Source organism: Niveispirillum fermenti (genome assembly GCF_052474395.1).
Map to the genome: position 1 here is coordinate 229,625 of NZ_CP156680.1, position 17,775 is coordinate 247,399.

A 17,775-nucleotide genomic window follows, 5' to 3' on the forward strand; every position below is an offset into this window, starting at 1 on the left:
CGCTTTCCCTGTCAGACGGCTTCACGCAGGTGTGCGGGCACCAGCGTGGTGATAAGGGCGGGATCGGCCAGACGGACGACCTCGCCGATGATGATGATGGCCGGGCCCTTCAGCCCGTGGGCCCGCGCCAGCGGCCCCAGCGTGTCCAGCGTGCCGGTGACCAGCTTCTGGTCGGGCCGCGTGCCCTTTTCCACCAGGGCGGCCGGCATGTCGGCCGGCATGCCGGCTTCCATCAGGCGGGCGGCGATGCTGTCCACCGCCGTCAGGCCCATATAGACGACCAGCGTATGGCGCAGCCGGGCCAGCGCGGCCCAGTCCAGGTCCGGTTCCCCGTCCTTGCCATGGCCCGTCACGAAGGTGACGCCATTGGCATGGTCGCGGTGCGTGACCGGGATCGTGGTGGAGGCGCCGCAGCCCAGGGCGGCCGTGATGCCGGGCACCACCTCCACCGGGATGCCGGCGGCGCGCAGGGCCTGCACCTCTTCCCCGCCGCGGCCGAACAGGAACGGGTCCCCGCCCTTCAGCCGCACGACACGGTGGCCGGCCGCGGCCTCCGCCACCAGAAGCTGGTTGATGGCCTGCTGGCTCATCGTGTGGTGGGACTTGGACTTGCCGACATAATGGCGGCGGGCATCACGGCGGACATAATCCATGATCCGCTCGTCCACCAGCTTGTCATGCACCACCACATCGGCGTCCTGCAGCACGCGCAGCGCGCGCAGGGTCAGCAGGTCCGGATCGCCCGGACCGGCGCCGACCAGGGCCACCCGGCCCCCCGCCTGCTGGCCATAGGCGGGGTTGTTGACGGCGGCCAGCAGCCCCTCGCGCGCCGCCTTTTCCCGGCCGGCCAGGAAGTCGCGGGCCACGGGGCCGTCGACCACCGCTTCCCAGAAGCGGCGGCGCGCCGTTTCCCCGGCCCGCACGGCCTTCACCGCGCCGCGGAACCCGTCCAGCAGCAGCGCCAGCCGGCCCAGCCCCGGTTCCAGCGCCGCTTCCAGCCGCTCGCGCAGGCGGCGCACCAGCACGGGGCTGGCCCCACCGCTGGAAATGGCGATGGTGATGGGCTCCCGGTCGATGATCGCCGGCATGATGAAATCGGAAAGGGCGGGCCGGTCGGGCACGTTCACCAGCACGCCGGCCGCCCGCGCCGCGGCCGACACCGCTTCGTCGGCCGCCGGGTCGTCACCGGCCGCGAAGACCAGCCGGTGGTTTTCCACGTCGGCCGCCGTGAAATCCCGGTAATGGCATTGCGCGGCCAGGGCGGCCAGATCGGGATGGATCACCGGCGCCACGACGGTCAGGCGACAGCCGGCCCTGGCGACCAGCCGCGCCTTGCGCAGCGCCGGCTCGCCCCCGCCCGTCACCAGAACCTTCTGCCCTTCCAGGGGCAGCGTCACCGGAAATCCACGCAACGCCATCTCGTCGCTCCAAACCCATACCGCACCTGCGGAATAGGGACAGGTTTGGCCCCTGTAGCGGAGGATGTCGAGGTGAAATATTATTTCTCCATTATTCCTAGGTAAAATATAGGAATTTCGCACTTCCAGAAACTTTGATATATATCAATGACATGAGGGCAAGTCTGAATCATCCCTTAATGGGGGATATGGGGGGTGTTCACGGCAGCCATGCACATGAGGCGCACAGGCATGTGAAATAGGTCGTTGAACGGTCCGGCCATGTACATTAGCTGTCGTTGCGTTACGGAGTCATGGCGGGGACTCCGTTCCTGCCAACAGTGACGAAGGGTATCGAACATGAGCGCGTTTATCGAGGGCAAGGTGCTGTCCGTCCATCACTGGACCGACACCCTGTTCAGCTTCACCTGCACGCGCGACCCGTCCTTCCGGTTCGAAAACGGCCATTTCGTGATGATCGGCCTGATGGTGGATGGCAAGCCGCTGACGCGCGCCTATTCCATCGTCAGCCCGAATTATCAGGAACATCTGGAATTCCTGTCCATCAAGGTGCCCAACGGCCCGCTGACCAGCCGCCTGCAGCATGTGCAGGTGGGGGACAGCGTGATCTATGGGCGCAAGTCGGTGGGCACGCTGGTGACCAGCAGCCTGGTGCCGGCCCGCAATCTCTACATGTTCTCCACCGGCACGGGCCTGGCCCCGTTCATGAGCATCATCCGCGATCCCGAGGTCTATGCCAAATATGACCGGCTGATCCTGACCCATACCTGCCGCACGGTGGGCGAGCTGGCCTATCATGATTTCATCACAAACGACCTGCCGGGGGATGAGTTCATCGGCGAGGATGTGCAGGCCAAGCTGACCTATTACCCCACCGTTACGCGCGAACCGTTCCGCAACCAGGGCCGCATCACCGACCTGATCCGGAACCACAAGCTGTTCGAGGATATCAAGGCCGCCCCGCTGGACCCGGCCACCGACGTGGCGATGATCTGCGGCGGCCCCGACGTGCTGGCCGAGACCGTGGCATTGCTGAAGGAACGCGGTTTCACCGAAGGCGCCGGCCACACGCCCGGCAACTATGTCATCGAAAAGGCCTTCGTGGAGAAGTGATGCCGCCCCCGGACGGGGGCATGACAAACGCAGCGGCCCGGCTTTCCCGATGGGAAGGCCGGGCCGTTCGTCTGTGCGGCCGCACGGATCAGGATGAGGGGTTCTGATCAATCCGGACGGGTCTGATACCAACTATGAGTAGAACTCATCGCCAGTTGGTCCGGCGGCGACGGCCACAGCACCGCTCGTGCGGCGCAGCCAAGCCAACGGATGTTGGCGCCGGCGCACGCCCACGCATGTGGGCGCCAGCGATTGAGGACGGTGATCAGAACCAACAGGTTCTGGTCACCGCAAAATAGTATGATCCCCCGTTGCCGTCGCGGGGTCGAGCGCGATGCCGGCCATGCCGCTGGCCCAGGCGGGGATCGCCTCATAGAAGATGGTTTCGCCGCGGGCCCCCGGCACGGCGCCGGCCAGGGCGATCCAGGCATTGACCTCCAGCCCGCCATTGCCGCCATCGCGCAGGATGGCGTCGTTGGTCAGGCCGGCCAGTTCGGCGCCGTGTCCGCTGTTCAGCCTTTCCATGACCCAGAGGTCCCATTCGACATTGACCCGCCCTTCCTCCGGCACGCCCAGCCAGTGGGACAGGCCGCCGCCGGCCAGCAGGGCGACGCGGAAATCGCGGGGCAGCGCGTCTTCCACATAGCGGCGCAGCACGCCCCCCAGGCTCCAGCATTCCGCCGGGGTGGGGGCCGGGTCGCAGACGGTGTTGATATAAAGCGGGAAGGACCGGATCGCATGGGTGGGATCGACGATCCCCAGCGGGATCATCATGCCATGGTCGGGCTTCACGTCCGCCGTTTCCAGCCCGATGCCGGCGGCGCGCGCGGCGCGCAGCAGGCCCTGCGCCACCGTGGCATTGCCCCGGAACGGCACGGTCGGCAGGCCCATGTCGCCATAGGGGGTGAAGCTGTCGGCCGTGCCGATGGCCAGCGGCTTGGGCGCCCGGATCTCGAAATTGTTCAGATGGTCGCTGGTCAGCACGATGATCAGATCGGGGTCCGCGGCGCGCAGGCGCGCCCCGATCTCCCGCATCCCCTGGAACACCCGCTCGGACGGCTCGGCTAGCCCCTCGGGCGTGCCCAGAACGTGCGACATGGCATAGGCGCCGACGATCCTGCCCATGGCCTCACCTCCGGTCGAAATAATGGCTGATGGCGAAGAAGGGCATGGTCGGCCGTCCCGACCAGATCAGCCATTTCACCACCATGTTGGGATGGATGCCGAGTGCGGCCAGCTCGTCCCGCCCGCCGCCGCGCAGCACCGTGCGCACGGGCTCGGCGATGGCGAACCGGTCGAACAGGGGCTCCGGCCCGGCTTTCACCAGCGGCCGGTCGGCGGGGGAGCGGATCAGATGCTCGATCAGCTCATGCACGCCGGGGGGGCTTCGCGGGCCGGCATCTCACACCCCCAGATCCAGGAAATGGTCCACCGCGGCGCAGAAATCCTCCCGCGCCTCGATCATGGCCCAATGGCCGCAATTGGGCACGATATAGCCCCAGCTATTCTCGAACAGTTCCAGGAACCGATAGGCGCGGGGCAGGGTGGAAACGCCATCCTGCTTGCCATTGACCACCAGCACCGGATGCTTGATGGTGCGCAGATCATCCTCGGCGAAGTTCAGCGTGCCCTTGCGGGTCCAGCCATTGATGGCGGCCAGGGCGGCGCGCGCCGCCGGCGGGTCGACAATGTCGTAGCGGTACTGCACCATTTCGTCCGACGGCACGAAGCCCGGCGCCGTCAGCCCGCCGATGACGCGGCGCATGCCGTCCAGCGTGAAATCATAGTTCAGATTGTGCAGCAGGTGGGCCGACGGCTTTTCCGGGATCGGCAGCCCGGCGCTGCCCATCAGGACCAGCTTCGACACGCGGTCCGGATCGGCCAGGGTGACCGAAATGGCCGTGGCGCCGCCCATGGAATTGCCGACCAGGGCCGCCTTGTCGATGCCCATGGCCTTCAGAAAGGCCAGCAGATGGCGGCCACGGCCCGGCTGGTCATATTGATACTCATCCGGCGACGGCTTGTCGGTCCGGCCGAACCCGACCATGTCCGGCGCGATGACGCGGAAGCGCTTGGCAAAATGCGGGATGCATTCCTTCCAGTTGCCCCAGCTATCCGCCCCGGCCCCGCCGCCATGCACCAGCACCAGCACGGGGCCGGTCCCGGATTCCAGGTAATGGGTGCGGATGCCGTCCGCGTCGATGAAGTGGGAAGTGATGGTCATGGGGGTGATCCTTTGGGGGGGAGGGGCACACGACGTCGCCCCTTTCAACATTTCATTCCAACCGGCAACGCCCCTCCACAATCATCCCCCGCACCTTCCACCGTCATTCCCGCGAAAGCGGGAAGCCAGCGTGAGGCGCGGTCAGCGCCGATATGACCCCTGTCGCGGCTGACGCCGCTCTGCGCTGGATCCCCGCTTTCGCGGGAATGACGGGAGTGAGAGGGAAGTGAAGGCAAGGGGCCGCACCGCCCCCCACCCTCAGCGCAGATGCGCCGGGGTCTGGATGGCGCGGCCGTGGCGGGATGCCAGGCGGCGCCATTCCAGGATGGTCACGTCCGGCTCGCACAGCATTTCATCCACCCAGCCGAAATCATCGGCATAGAAGGGCTCCGTCACCTCGCGCGCCCAGATGTCGTCACCGTTGAACCCGTCCAGCCCGTGGGGCTTCCAGACGGATTCGAATTCTCCGGCGAAGGTGTTCCGGTCCTCCTCGCTGGCCACGGGGCAACCGATGGTCTGGACATAAAGATGTGTCTTGTCGTCCATCGGCACGTACCATTCGAACTGCGTCAGGCCGGGCCCCGGAAATTCCGCCACCTTCAGCACGCCCGGCAGCCAGATCGACGTGCCGACCGACGCCGACGTGCCGGAAACATTGGGGGTGCGGGGGCCGCGCACCACGACGCGCCCGTCGATCACGCCTTCCCACACCGGATGGTGCTGGGCGAAATCATCGATCACGCCCTTGGGGCCGTCCGCATCCTGCACCAGTTCCACGGCACCCGGCAGGGGTGTGTGGCCGATGGGGAAGTTGAAATGCCGGTAATGGCGCAGGGTCGTATCCTTGTGGATGAAGATGTGCAGGCTGTCGAACCCGTTTTCAGCCCCCAGCCGCCAGTTGGAATTGACGACCCGGTGCTTGCCCAGCACCATCACATCCTCATCCAGGAAGCCGGGCGGCACATCCTGGGCCAGCGGCGGCGGGGGATTGTCCTCGTCCGTGTCGCCCACGAACACGAAGACCAGGCCCTTGGCCTCCTCCACCGGGTAGGAGACGATCTTGCGCCGGCCGATCAGCCGGCTGTCCGGCACGGCCAGGATGTTTACCAGCTCGCCCGTCTGGAACCGGTAGGTATAGCCGTGATACCAGCAGGTGATCGTGTCCTTGGTATAGCAGTCGGGCTTGCGCGACAGCGGCACGCCGCGATGCAGGCAGCGGTCGCGGATCGCATAGACCTTGCCGTCGATCCGCTTCAGCAGAAGCTGCTCGCCCAGCACCTTGACGATCTCGATCTGGCCCTCGTCGATCTCCTTGGAGAAACGGACCGGATACCAGTGGTTCCGGAAGCCCATCTTGGCTTCCACATAGCCGCCCCAATCGCCGACGGCCTTCACCACGTCCGGGTTTACAAGGTTCTGCTCGTCCATGATACCTGCGTCCCTGTGTCAATCTTGTATGATTGTATGACAAAAAATCGGGTTTGCAACATGCAATCGGTTTTCCGTCTTCCATCTTGGCTCATGCTATATGATTGTATGACAATCATGCAAGCGAGCGGTTGGGTGAGCGAATGTTCAAGGCGGAATTTCTTTTCCAGGATGGCGGCACGCTGACGGTGGATGTGGCCCCGGACCAGACGGTGCTGGAAGCGGTGATGCAGGCGGATGCGCCCGTGCGGCATGATTGCTGTGCCGGCACCTGCGGCACCTGCATTGCCGAGCATCTGGATGGCGGGGCCGTGCTGGATGCCGGCACCATGGCGCTGCCGCTGACGGCGGAGGAACGGGCGGCCGGGCTGATGCCCACCTGCCTGGCGCGGCTGACGGGCGATGCGCGGTTCCGCGTGCCCTACCGGCTGGACCCGCCGGCGCCGGAACCGGCCCGGCACGCCGCGCATGTCGTGTCGGTCACGGCGGCCAGCCCCACCGTGCATCGTCTGTTGCTGGAACTGGCATCGCCGGAGGATTTCAGCTTCCAGCCGGGCCAGTATCTGCGCGTGCGCCCGCCGGGGCTGAAGGCGGTGCGCGCCTATTCCATCGCCAGCCGCCCGGCCGACCTGCCGCTGGTGGAACTGCTGATCCGGCATGTGCCGGGGGGGCAGATGTCACAATGGCTGCGCGACGGGGCACAGGCCGGCGACCGGGTGGCGCTGCACGGGCCGCTGGGGTCATTCGCCTTCGACGATCGGGCGGCCGCCCATCTGTTCATTGCCGGCGGCACGGGGCTGGCGCCCGTCCTGTCCATGATCCGCACCATGGGGCCGGGGGTGCCGGCCCTGCTCTGCTTCGGCTGTTCCCGGCCCGAGGATCTGTTCTATCTGGACGAATTGCGCGATCTGGCGGCGGTGCGGCCGGGCCTGTCGGTGCGGGTGGCCCTGTTCGACCCGGCCGGCGGGGCGCTGCCGGACGGGGTGGTGCAGGGCACGGCCCTGTCGGTGCTGTCCGCCGCCGATCTGGTGCCGGGCATGACGGCCTATCTCTGTGGCCCGCCCGGCATGGTGGGGGCGGCCGGCCGTTTCCTGGCGGCGGGCGGGCTGGCGCCGTCGGCCATCCGGGCGGAACGGTTCCTGCCAAGCTGATGCCGGCCCCGGCGGGAAGGGGCTGCGTGACGAAACAGGTTTACGCCGCGGCCATGCGCGGCGTATCGCTTGTCATCCGGACTTCTTCCACGCATGGGGTTTCACGATGGCTGGCATGGCCGCGTTCCAATGGGATGACGCTTTCCTGCTGAACGACCAGTTGACGGAGGAGGAGCGGCTGATCCGCGACAGCGCCCGCGCCTTCGCCCAGGAAAAGCTGCGCCCCCGCGTCCGGCAGGCGTTCGAGACCGAACAGACCGACCCCGCCATCTTCCGCGAGATGGGGGAAATGGGCCTGCTGGGCATGACCGTGTCGCCCGACCATGGCGGGGCCGGGGTCGGCTATGTCGCCTATGGTCTGGTCGCGCGCGAGGTGGAGCGGGTGGATAGCGGCTATCGCTCGATGATGAGCGTGCAATCCTCCCTGGTCATGTACCCGATCGAGGCCTATGGCAGCCCGGCGCAGAAGCAGCGATACCTGCCGCGCCTGGCGTCGGGCGAATGGATCGGCTGCTTCGGCCTGACGGAGCCCGATGCCGGGTCCGATCCCGGCGGCATGCGCACGCGGGCGGAAAAGGTGGCCGACGGTTACCGCCTGACCGGTTCCAAGATGTGGATCACCAACGCCCCCATCGCCGATGTCTTCGTGGTCTGGGCCAAGTCCGACGCGCATGACGGCGCGATCCGGGGCTTCGTGCTGGAAAAGGGCATGCCGGGCCTGTCCGCGCCGAAGATCGACGGCAAGCTCAGCCTGCGCGCCTCCATCACGGGCGAGGTGGTGATGGATGGCGTCGTGGTGCCGGAGGAGGCGCTGCTGCCCGGCGTGTCGGGCCTGAAGGGGCCGTTCGGCTGCCTGAACCGGGCGCGGTACGGCATTTCATGGGGCGCCATGGGCGCCGCGGAGGCCTGTTTCCACGCGGCCCGCACCTACACGCTGGATCGCCAGCAATTCGGCCGTCCCCTGGCCGCCACCCAGCTTGTGCAGAAGAAACTGGCCGACATGCAGACGGAGATTTCGCTGGGCCTGCAGGCCAGCCTGCGGGTGGGCCGCCTGTTCGATGCCGGCCAGGTGGCGCCGGAAATGATCTCCCTGGTCAAGCGCAACAATTGCGGCAAGGCCCTGGACATCGCGCGCACAGCCCGCGACATGCACGGCGGCAACGGCATTTCCGGCGAATTCGATGTGATCCGCCACATGCTGAACCTGGAAACCGTCAACACCTATGAAGGCACCCACGATGTCCACGCCCTGATCCTGGGCCGCGCCATCACGGGCATCCAGGCGTTCTTCTGATGCCAGATCCCGGTGAGTTGCTCTCACCGGGATCTGGTGCTGCGGTCACCGCCGCCGTGCGGGCGTGGCATGGCCCGCCGATAGGGTGGGTGGGAAGGATTGCGCCCCCGAACGCGGCCAGCCATGTACAAGCAGGCCGCCATTTCCCTCAACCAAACGCCCGCCCCTGCATGATGCGCCCTGGTGGTTTCCCCGCGATCTCCGTGGCCGTTGCCGCGCGATGGGCCATGTTTCTTCATCCGGCCAGGGCAGCCACCTTTTGAAACCGCGCCACCCCGCCAGTGTCACCCATGCTGCGGCCGGGGTCCGGTTTGTCGTGCAAGGTGCTTTGCACAAGCATGCATGCGCGCGCGGGCGCTCAACGCGCCAGCCAGGTTGCGATGGGTTCAAATCACCACAACCTTGTATAAAGTATTGAAATAAAATAGAACTTCCCAGACGGGCGTTTAAGGAAATTATGTTCCGGGCAAACTCATGACCGGTAAGGGGTCACGACATAGAAGGGGCGAAAAACCACGCTAATACCAATCTCCCTAATGATTGACCGTTGTCCATTGCCTTGAAGCGATTTGTCGAATTTTCCCTGTTTGTGCGATGATGCTGTTCCATGCGTTGCAGCAGGCATCGACGATATCGTCGTAATCATTGAATATTCTGTTGCCGAGGAAATTCTGGCGCAGGTACTGCCAGATATTTTCGACGGGATTGAGTTCGGGGCAATAGGGTGGCAGATGAAGGATGCTGATGGTATCGGGGACCTTCAGTTTTCCGCCTGTCTGGTGCCATCCGGCCCCGTCGAGAATGAGAACGGCATGGCTTCCGGGTTGGATTTGGGAGGCGATTTCGGCCAGATGCTTATTCATGGCCTCTGCGTTGGCGCGGGGCATGACGAGGGCTGCACCGACATCGCGTGCGGGGCAGACAGCACCGAAGATATAGGCCCAGGTATAGCGGGTGTCCTTCAACTGGCGGGGCCGGCTGCCCTTGTCGGCCCAGGCGTAGGTGAGTGTTCCCTGTTGCCCGACGCGGGCCTCATCCTGCCACCATAATTCCAGGGGCTTGCCGCTTGCGTGGTCTGGGATTACCGCGGCGACCAGCGCGGCGAAGTTTTTTTATGTGTCTCAAGGGCTTGCGTGTCCTGGTCCGGGTGACGCGGCCGGGCTGAGATGTGGCTGAAGCCCAGCCGATGCAGGATCTTGCCCACACCTCCTTCGGCGATTGCCACGTGAAAGCGATCAGAAATCCGTATCGCCAGATCGCTCAAACGCCAGCGAACGATGCCATCCTTCTCCGGGTCGGGACCCTGGCGTACCCAACTGGCAAGCTCTTCCAGTTGTTCTGCGGACAAAATCCCAGGCCGGCCCTTTGATCGACGATCCGCTAGGCCGGCTATCCCCTCCGCGTTATAGCGGTGAACCCAATCCCGTAACGTCTGACGATCCATGCCAGCAGCCGCAGCCGCTTCCTCCCGCGTCTTGCCCTCCGCAATCAGGGCAAGCGCCAGAAGGCGGCGGGCCACATTCGCATCCCGGCTCCCAACCGCCTCCCGACGCAGCATCGCCGCATCTAAACCTTCCCGGGTAATCTTGATGGCTGCCGACATCGCCCCCTCCCACAACGCAACGGTAAAAATGCGCCACCAGGGAATCACAGCGGCCATACAAAGGGAATCCCTTCGATCTCAACGAGAGTCATTTCCTCGGCGGATTGGTATAAGCGGACAAATCAAGAACATCTGTAAGAGCAGCTATTCGGCTGGGGCCAGCAAACTTCCGGATGATGCTGATCGGCTCCACGGATAGCGAGGCTGTTAGCGTTTATCGCCACAGCTTGGCGATGGCGCAGTTAAACAGCAGGTGCGGCCTAACATCGCGGGTCGTCGAAAGGAGGCATGCGACGCAGCGCAAGAGGGCATGGACCATGCGGCGATGCCGGTTGTTCGCCCGTGAAGAGGGTCACAATGCGGGGGAGCCGCCGAGGAATTTGTCTATCTTCTCGTGCGCTCGGATATCAGGTCTGAGCCGTTCTAGGTTCTCCCTCAGGAAGGCCCGCAATGATTGCCTCGACCCAAGATTGATCCTCGTGGGTTTGAGTGCCGCCACCGTCCCCTCGATGTTGAAGCGGTTCATTACAAGAAGGTGAACCGCGCCGGGATTGTCGGCGGCAAAAGTTCGTGAGTCACGCCGCCAACTGCTGAATGCTCACGGCGTCATGATAGCGTTGTTCGGCCTCTGCGGGCGGGATATTTCCGATAGGCTCGAGCAGGCGGCGGTTGTTGAACCAGTCGACCCATTCGAGGGTTGCATATTCCACGGCTTCAAAGGATTTCCACGGTCCTCGCCTATGGATGACCTCCGCCTTGTAGAGACCGTTGACGGTTTCGGCCAAGGCGTTGTCGTAGCTGTCGCCGACGCTGCCGACCGATGGCTCGATGCCGGCCAGGCCTAGCCGCTCGGTGTAGCGGATGGACAGATATTGGGCGGTCTCAACCGGTCGTCGCAACAGCCCTTTGAGAGGAGGTTGCGATGGCCAAACGGAAGCGTCGATCAGCCAGATCTGGACGCGCGCCTGTGTTTTCACCTGGACGCCCTGGTATTGCCCGCCGTGAAGATCGCCGGCGCTTCTGGGGTTTGATTGCCCTGGGCCGTTCCAGTGAAGACGCCGCCATTGAGGTTGGGGTATCAGCGCCTGTCGGCTCCAGATGGTTTCGCGAGGCTGGCGGCATGCCCCCTACACATCTTTCCCCGACGGCCCCATGTCCGGTCGGACGCTATCTATCCTTGTCAGAGCGGGAGGAGATCGCGCTGATGCTGGCGCGGGGATGTGCCTTGCGAGCGATTGCACGGCATCTGAAACGATCCCCCTCGACGATATCCCGCGAGGTCCGTCGCAATGCGGCGACGCGTTCGGGCGGGTTTGAGTATCGGGCAACCACAGCCCAATGGCATGCAGAACGAGCAGCGCGCCGGCCCAAGATCGCGAAGCTGGCCTCGAACGAGCGGTTGCGACACTATGTGCAAGAACACCTTGCCGGCCTGGTCCAGCGATCAGATGGAGGCAAGGTCGCCGGGCCGCAGGCGCCCTGGAAGGGGCGACGCCATGGGCGCAGGCAATCACGGCGGTGGGCAACGGCCTGGAGCCCGGAACAGATTTCGCGAAGGCTGTTGCTCGACTTCCCCGAGGACAAGACCATGCGGATCAGCCACGAAGCCATTTATCAGGCCCTCTACATCCAGGGGCGCGGTGCCTTGCGTCGGGAATTGACAGCATGCCTGCGCACCGGCCGGGCGCTACGCGTGCCCCAGGCCAGGACCGGCCGCCGGGGAAAATCCTTCATCACGCCTGAAATCATGATCAGCGAACGCCCAGCCGAAGCCGATGACCGCGCCGTTCCTGGACATTGGGAGGGTGATCTGATCATCGGGCTGAACAGTTCTGCCATTGGCACCCTGGTCGAAAGAACGACACGTTTCACGATGCTGTTGCATCTGCCAGCGATGCCGGGCCATGGCGAAGGGGCACGGCCGAAGAACGGCCCCGCCCTTGCCGGTCATGGCGCCGAAGCCGTGCGCGACGCCATCGCGCGGACCATTGTCCAACTTCCTCAGCACCTCCGGCGATCTCTATCCTGGGATCAGGGGGCTGAAATGGCACGGCACGCGGAACTGAAGGTTCTTGCCGATCTGCCTGTCTATTTCTGCGATCCTCACAGCCCTTGGCAACGTGGGACCAACGAGAACACCAACGGGCTGTTGCGACAGTATTTCCCCAAGGGCACGGACCTCGGCTTGCACCCGCCCGAGGAACTTGATGCCGTTGCCGCAGCACTGAACGGCCGGCCGCGTAAAACCCTCGCCTGGAAAACTCCCGCCGAAGCACTGGACGAACTCATCGCGGAAACGCAAAATCACCCTGTTGCGACGACCGGTTGAGACCGCCTTGGCTACCCCTGTCGGAATGGTGGACCAATCCGGATTTCCCCGCCGGCCGGCGCTGGTGCAGGGCCTGCTCCAGGGCATCCAGGACAAAACCGGCATCGGCCGTCCGGGACACCCGCCAGCCGACGATCCGACGGGCAAAGGCGTCGATGATGAAGGCCACATAGACGAACCCGCTCCAGGTGGAGACATAGGTGAAATCGGACAACCACAGCTGATCGGGCCTGTCGGCCCGGAACTGCCGGTTCACCCGGTCCAGCGGACAGGGTAAGGCCTTGTCGGCAATGGTGGTTTTCACCGGCTTGCCGCGAATGGCACCCCGCAGGCCTATCTCCCGCATCAGCCGCGCGACCGTGCAGCGTGCCACCTGGATGCCCTCGCGCTGCAACTGCCGCCAGACTTTGCGGACCCCATAGACCTGGAAATTCTCATCGAACACCCGCCGGATATCGGCCTTAAGGCCGATATCGCGCTGTGCGCGCGCCGACAGTTTGGCCGGATCAGCCTTGCGAGCAGCATGCAGACGCACAGTTGACGGGGCGATTGGCAAAACGTCGCAAATCGGCTCGACCCCGTATTCCTGGCGGTGGACATCAATGAAATCCAGCATCATTTCGGTCGGCGGTCGAGCTCCGCCATCGCGAAATAAGCCGAGGCCTTGCGCAGGATTTCATTCGCCTGGCGCAACTCCCGGATCTCCCGTTCCTGCGCCTTCAACTTCTCCAGCACATCCAGCGGAATACCAGCACGACTGCCGCTTTCCACCTCGGCCCTCTTGACCCACTCATTAAGTGTGTGGGCCGAACAGCCAATCTTGGACGCCACGGATGAAACCGCCGCCCATCGCGACGGATGATCCTTCTCGTGATCCAAAACCAGCCGAACAGCCCGCTCGCGGACCTCAGCTGAAAATTTGTTCGTTGTCTTGCTCATCGTAGCCCCATCCTCTCAGGAGTTGGAGCCGCCGACAATCCCGGCGCGGTTCATCCGCTGGATCGTCCGCAGGCTGAGGCCCACTGCCTTGGCCATGGCCCGGCCCGTCCAGTGCGTGACCGCCCCCGGTGGTTCCGTACAGGTCAGCGCCACGATCCGCTGGACCTCCGCTGCCGAGACCGGCGCGCGGCCCGGCTTGCGGCTGGGTTCGCGCAGCAGGACATCCACGCCCTTCTCCGCAAACCGGCATTGCCAGCGCCAGACCGACGGGCGGCTGAGCCCAGTCTGCCGGGCAACCTCCTGAACCGGAAGCCGCTCGCCCGATAACAACACGATCCGAGCCCGCTGAACATGCTTCAGGGGCCGGTTGCGATCCCCGATGATCGCGCTCAACCGCGCACGATCCTCAGGGCTGATGATGACGCTCACTGTCTGGGACATAAACCCAGATTTTCACATCGACGACCCTTTGTGAATCCTTTGTCAGCATCAGTGCACTAGCCGCTTCCGGCATGGATGTCCCGCAAGATCACATCCGACATGTCGCACCCCTGGGATGGGAGCATATCGGCCTGACAGGCGACTATGTGTGGGGCGTTGACCCTCTGCCAAAGGAAGGGCTCCGACCGCTCAGGCGACCAACATCAATGCTGGTCGCGTAGTTCCCGATCCGTTCGCGCGAAGCGGACAATATGATCACTTTCGTGTCCGGACCCCATAATAATGCGACCGGCTGATCGACAGCAGTGCGCATTGCCGGACAACCGACAAGCCGGGATGGGATCGATCCACCATCTCACGCCTCCGACCGGCGCTCATCGACCGGAGGCCTTGCGCAAAAAGCTTGTCCCGGACCCGATCCGGGATCCCGCTCCACCACCAACTGCCCGATCTTGGCGTGCAGCCGGTCGATCTCGGCGGCATCAACGACTGGACTGGCCTCGGCTTTGCCGGAAAACGACGCGGCCATACCGTCGATAGCTTGTTTGCGCCAAGCGTTGATCATTGTCTGGTGAACACCGTGCTTCGACACAAGCTGCGCCATCGTCAACTCGCCCCGGATCGCCTCAAGTGCCACCTTCGCTGAATATCGCTTCCTCTGTCCCGCCATGTCGGTCGTCCTTCAATAAGGCCGAACCAAGCTTAGCAAACTGTCCGGTCACGGGGGACCAGCTCTCAATGGCGTGACCCCTTTACCGCCTAATTTATCCTCCCGTGACGGCCGGGGACGGACTCGACTGGCCTCGCTCATAGCCGGCGAGATAGAAAGTAACCGCAGCGACGACATTCAGTACTCCCATCACATAGATGGAAGGCAGGTAGCTGCCGTTCATGTCGTAATAGACACCGGCCGCGACCGGCGCGATTGCGCTGCCGACCGTCTGGACCAGCAGGGCAATGGCGGTCAGCATGGGAAACACGGCGTGATCCCAGTAGTGGCTGATTACAGCCATTGCGCCGACCTGCCCAGCACCGAAACCAATGCCCGCCGCAATCGCGAATGCAACGAGGGTGGCGTGGCCCGACACGTTGGCGAGAACCACGAAGCCCAGGGCAAAAATACAGAGCCCCAGTGCCACCGCGCGGCGCAGGGTGATCCTGGGCGCGATGAAGCCGAAGCCGAGGTTCCCGACTACCATGCCGATCTGCATCAGCGACATGGAGGAGGCGGATTCGAAAACCGAGAATCCCTTGCTTTGCAGATGCACCTGCGCATGGGCCGCGAGGAAAACCGAACCGGCGGTTGTTGCGACCATGACCAGTGTGACAACCCAGAACAGGGGCATGGCGAGTGCCTGCTTCAGCGTCTTGCCCGGATAGACGACCTTGCTGCCGCTTTCAACATCCATTTCGCCGGGGAACATGGGCTTATCGACATCCTGCCTGCGGGGCGGGTCGCGCACGAAAATCGCAGTCAGGACGATGTCCAGCGCGCCCATGACCAGGAAGACCCACCAGCCGAAACGCCAATCACCCGTCCGCTCAATTCCCTGTGAAATGAGCCCGATATACCCGAACGCCAGCAGGCCAACGATCGCATAGAGAAGGGAAATGGCCAGCGTGCGTCGATTGGGGAACCATGCCGCGACCGAGGTCTGGCAAGGGATGACGCCGCTGAACGCGCAGGTAATCCCCATCATCACACTGAAGGCAATCAAGGCCCCCGCAGGGCTGGTCACAAAATGGAGCAGGCTCGCCGACCCGACCGTCATGGCCGCGAAGCCGAACACCATCGTCTTCTTGATCCCGATGATCTCGGTCAGCTTGGCCGCCAACGGCATGAGCAAGGCTGTCGCGATCATGTTGACGACAATCAACAGGCCGAGATCAGCGGAGCTCCAATGCAGGCTTTTTGCCATTGCGGTGTTGACAACACTGCCGCCGAAGATGGGCAGCGACATGGCCGTGCTCATCAGCACGCCATAAACGATAAGAACGCCCCAATTGCGATCCTGCATCCCTAAACTCCACAGAAGCTGCATCGTCTGCAGACCGAGCATTCAGTATGCAGTGTGCAGTATTGGGTTGTTTGGTTTTTATTTTTGAGCAGCGAAAGCTGCTGTCAGCTTGGTCTTTATTTCGGCCTGCCATTCGGTCCGCAGGCGGAACGACGGGTCGGCCCGCACCAGCGCCTCGGTATCGGCGCGAATCTCGTCGACAGGCTTGTCGAAATTCAGGAAGGTCAGGTGCGGCTGGGTAATGTACCAGGGCGTATCACAATAGACTTCCTGGCGGTTTCCTTCCGGATCGCGGAAATAACATGACCAGGAATTCCCGTGAGTCACGGTCTCGATATCCTCCAAACTCAGCGCCTTGGCCTTGCGATAGATCTCGACGATCTGGTCGAGGCTGTCGGCCTTATAGGAAATCTGGTTCAGAAGGTGTTTCGAAACGACCCCCGGTTCGCGGCCGCCGATCAGCACGATCTGGTGGTGATCATCCGGGCTGCCGGTCATGAAGACAATCTGAAGATTATCCTCCACCGAGTAGTCAGATACGACAAGTCCAAACATGTCCTTGTAGAAACGCACCATTCCGTCCAGATCATAGACGTGAATGCCGAGGTGTTTGAACTGAACTGCCATCTTCCGGGCCCTCGATATTGCTGGGCAAGGGCCGGAGGCCCCTGCCCAGCATGTCAATACTCAGTTCAACGGCCCGGCGGCGGGCCGCCCGGACCACCGGGAGCGCCCGGCGGCGGCATCAAGGGACGCACAGTCTCCTCGACCTTGTCGCGCGACTGGTACATGTTGAACAACTTCTCGGCGATCTGGTCGGGATCGACCTCGGTGCCGCGCTTGATCATGCCCGCGACATAGATGGCGCCGACATAGACACCCTTCGGCTTCAGGGCGCCGTGAAGGTTGGTCACGTAGTTGCGCAGGCCGGAATGGGCGATGCCTACATTCGACAGGGGCGGGATCGGCGCCAGGGCGGAGCCACCGGCGATGAACAGCAGGGCGCCGTTACCAGCGGCGATCATGTCGGGCACGACCAGATTTGCCGTCTTGATGGCGCCGCCCACGACCAGTTCGAACGCTGGCTTGGTGTTCTCATAGGTAACGTCCAGCGCACCGCGATAGTTCTGCGGCCCGTAGGCGGGGCTGTATTCGACAACGTCGATGGAGCCAAACGCAGCCTTGATGACACCCAGGGCAGACTTGGACTGCGCCTCATCGGTGATGTCGGCCGTTGCCGTCACCACCGACGTCACGCCGGCTTCGGCCAACTGGGCCTTCAGCTTATCGAGATTTTCCTGACTGCGGGCAACAAGGCCGACATTGAAGCCTTCCTTGCCAAACTTGGTCGCAATGGCGAGACCCATGGTCCCACCCGCACCCATAATGGCGATGGTTTTAGCCATTTATAAGGTTCTCCCTGAAATGTGGCCGGCGTATCAGAACAAGGGCTTCGGGAACGGCGGATTTTCCGGGATCGGCGACATCACGTCCCAATGCTCGGCCAGTTTGCCGTTCTCGATGCGGAAAATATCGATGATCGTAGCCCCGAGGCTTTTGGGATCGAACTTGAAATGATGGAAGACAACAACGCGGTCACCTTCGGCGATCATCTGCTTGATCTCGGTGGAGACGTTGTCCAGGCCCCTCTTGAAGGCGGTGCGCATGGCTTCCTTGCCCGGCGGGACCATCTGGTTGTGCTGGATATAAGTGTCCGAGAGCAGCTCAAGGCCTTCATCGACCTTGTGTTCGATGAACACGGTCTGGAAGAACTTGCGAACGAGAGCCTTGTTGGCCTCGATATCGTGCTGAGACAT

General features: G+C 63.5%; 14 protein-coding genes, 4 pseudogenes and 1 other annotated feature. Of the genes and pseudogenes, 4 read left to right on the plus strand and 14 right to left on the minus strand.

Annotated features, from left to right (window positions below; genetic code table 11):
- Nucleotides 1-11 precede the first annotated feature (11 nt).
- On the minus strand, nucleotides 12-1,418 hold the full coding sequence (gene cysG / locus ABC728_RS10970; protein ID WP_416621623.1) for a siroheme synthase CysG: 1,407 nt from the start codon (nucleotides 1,416-1,418) through the stop codon (nucleotides 12-14).
- Between the two features lie 339 nt (nucleotides 1,419-1,757).
- Here cysG and ABC728_RS10975 point away from each other — a divergent pair, with 339 nt between their 5' ends.
- Nucleotides 1,758-2,531 (plus strand): ferredoxin--NADP reductase, encoded by a 774-nt coding sequence (locus tag ABC728_RS10975; protein WP_416621622.1) that lies wholly within the window; start codon nucleotides 1,758-1,760, stop codon nucleotides 2,529-2,531.
- Between the two features lie 285 nt (nucleotides 2,532-2,816).
- Here ABC728_RS10975 and ABC728_RS10980 read toward each other — a convergent pair whose 3' ends face one another.
- From ABC728_RS10980 to ABC728_RS10995, 4 genes are all read right to left on the minus strand, one after another.
- Complete coding sequence (locus ABC728_RS10980; protein ID WP_416621621.1) at nucleotides 2,817-3,656, minus strand: DODA-type extradiol aromatic ring-opening family dioxygenase; 840 nt, start codon at nucleotides 3,654-3,656, stop codon at nucleotides 2,817-2,819.
- A 4-nt stretch (nucleotides 3,657-3,660) separates the two neighbouring features.
- The gene (locus ABC728_RS10985; protein WP_445376423.1) at nucleotides 3,661-3,906 is read right to left on the minus strand and encodes a hypothetical protein; all 246 of its coding nucleotides are present in this window, start codon (nucleotides 3,904-3,906) and stop codon (nucleotides 3,661-3,663) included.
- A gap of 27 nt (nucleotides 3,907-3,933) precedes the next feature.
- Nucleotides 3,934-4,755 carry an alpha/beta fold hydrolase gene (locus ABC728_RS10990; RefSeq protein WP_416621619.1) on the minus strand — a complete coding sequence of 274 codons (822 nt, stop codon included), beginning with the start codon at nucleotides 4,753-4,755 and terminating at the stop codon, nucleotides 3,934-3,936.
- Between the two features lie 258 nt (nucleotides 4,756-5,013).
- Nucleotides 5,014-6,183 carry a Rieske 2Fe-2S domain-containing protein gene (locus tag ABC728_RS10995; protein WP_416621618.1) on the minus strand — a complete coding sequence of 390 codons (1,170 nt, stop codon included), beginning with the start codon at nucleotides 6,181-6,183 and terminating at the stop codon, nucleotides 5,014-5,016.
- A gap of 143 nt (nucleotides 6,184-6,326) precedes the next feature.
- Here ABC728_RS10995 and ABC728_RS11000 point away from each other — a divergent pair, with 143 nt between their 5' ends.
- Nucleotides 6,327-7,334, plus strand: a complete 1,008-nt coding sequence (locus ABC728_RS11000; protein WP_416621617.1) for an FAD-binding oxidoreductase — start codon at nucleotides 6,327-6,329, stop codon at nucleotides 7,332-7,334.
- Between the two features lie 106 nt (nucleotides 7,335-7,440).
- Nucleotides 7,441-8,628 (plus strand): acyl-CoA dehydrogenase, encoded by a 1,188-nt coding sequence (locus ABC728_RS11005; RefSeq protein ID WP_416621616.1) that lies wholly within the window; start codon nucleotides 7,441-7,443, stop codon nucleotides 8,626-8,628.
- Between the two features lie 533 nt (nucleotides 8,629-9,161).
- Here ABC728_RS11005 and ABC728_RS11010 read toward each other — a convergent pair.
- Together ABC728_RS11010 and ABC728_RS11015 are read right to left on the minus strand one after the other, a co-directional pair.
- A protein-coding gene (locus ABC728_RS11010; protein ID WP_445376424.1) for an IS630 family transposase occupies nucleotides 9,162-10,231 on the minus strand; the annotation gives its coding sequence in 2 pieces (ribosomal slippage) (nucleotides 9,162-9,742 and nucleotides 9,742-10,231; 1,071 coding nt in all).
- Between the two features lie 575 nt (nucleotides 10,232-10,806).
- Nucleotides 10,807-11,106 (minus strand): annotated as a pseudogene (locus tag ABC728_RS11015) (integrase core domain-containing protein); the annotation flags it as partial.
- Between the two features lie 47 nt (nucleotides 11,107-11,153).
- On the opposite strand from ABC728_RS11015, the gene ABC728_RS11020 reads away from it, so the two are divergent.
- Nucleotides 11,154-12,560: an IS30 family transposase gene (locus tag ABC728_RS11020; protein WP_445376422.1), complete on the plus strand. Its 1,407-nt coding sequence runs from the start codon at nucleotides 11,154-11,156 to the stop codon at nucleotides 12,558-12,560.
- 7 nt (nucleotides 12,561-12,567) lie between these two features.
- Here ABC728_RS11020 and ABC728_RS11025 read toward each other — a convergent pair.
- The 7 genes and pseudogenes from ABC728_RS11025 to ABC728_RS11055 form a co-directional block, all read right to left on the minus strand.
- Nucleotides 12,568-13,499, minus strand: a pseudogene (locus tag ABC728_RS11025) (IS3 family transposase); the annotation flags it as partial.
- Nucleotides 13,102-13,218: a sequence feature (AL1L pseudoknot), on the minus strand. It overlaps the preceding pseudogene by 117 nt.
- Nucleotides 13,500-13,550: 51 nt before the next feature.
- Nucleotides 13,551-13,940 (minus strand): annotated as a pseudogene (locus ABC728_RS11030) (helix-turn-helix domain-containing protein); the annotation flags it as partial.
- A 273-nt stretch (nucleotides 13,941-14,213) separates the two neighbouring features.
- Nucleotides 14,214-14,610: pseudogene (locus ABC728_RS11035) on the minus strand (IS3 family transposase); the annotation flags it as partial.
- A gap of 94 nt (nucleotides 14,611-14,704) precedes the next feature.
- Nucleotides 14,705-15,958, minus strand: a complete 1,254-nt coding sequence (locus tag ABC728_RS11040; RefSeq protein WP_416621551.1) for an MFS transporter — start codon at nucleotides 15,956-15,958, stop codon at nucleotides 14,705-14,707.
- Nucleotides 15,959-16,036: 78 nt separating this feature from the next.
- Entirely contained in the window at nucleotides 16,037-16,585 is a 549-nt protein-coding gene (locus ABC728_RS11045; protein WP_416621552.1) for a VOC family protein, read from the minus strand.
- A gap of 65 nt (nucleotides 16,586-16,650) precedes the next feature.
- Nucleotides 16,651-17,364 (minus strand): SDR family NAD(P)-dependent oxidoreductase, encoded by a 714-nt coding sequence (locus ABC728_RS11050; protein ID WP_416621553.1) that lies wholly within the window; start codon nucleotides 17,362-17,364, stop codon nucleotides 16,651-16,653.
- 33 nt (nucleotides 17,365-17,397) lie between these two features.
- Nucleotides 17,398-17,775 (minus strand): nuclear transport factor 2 family protein, encoded by a 378-nt coding sequence (locus ABC728_RS11055; protein WP_416621554.1) that lies wholly within the window; start codon nucleotides 17,773-17,775, stop codon nucleotides 17,398-17,400.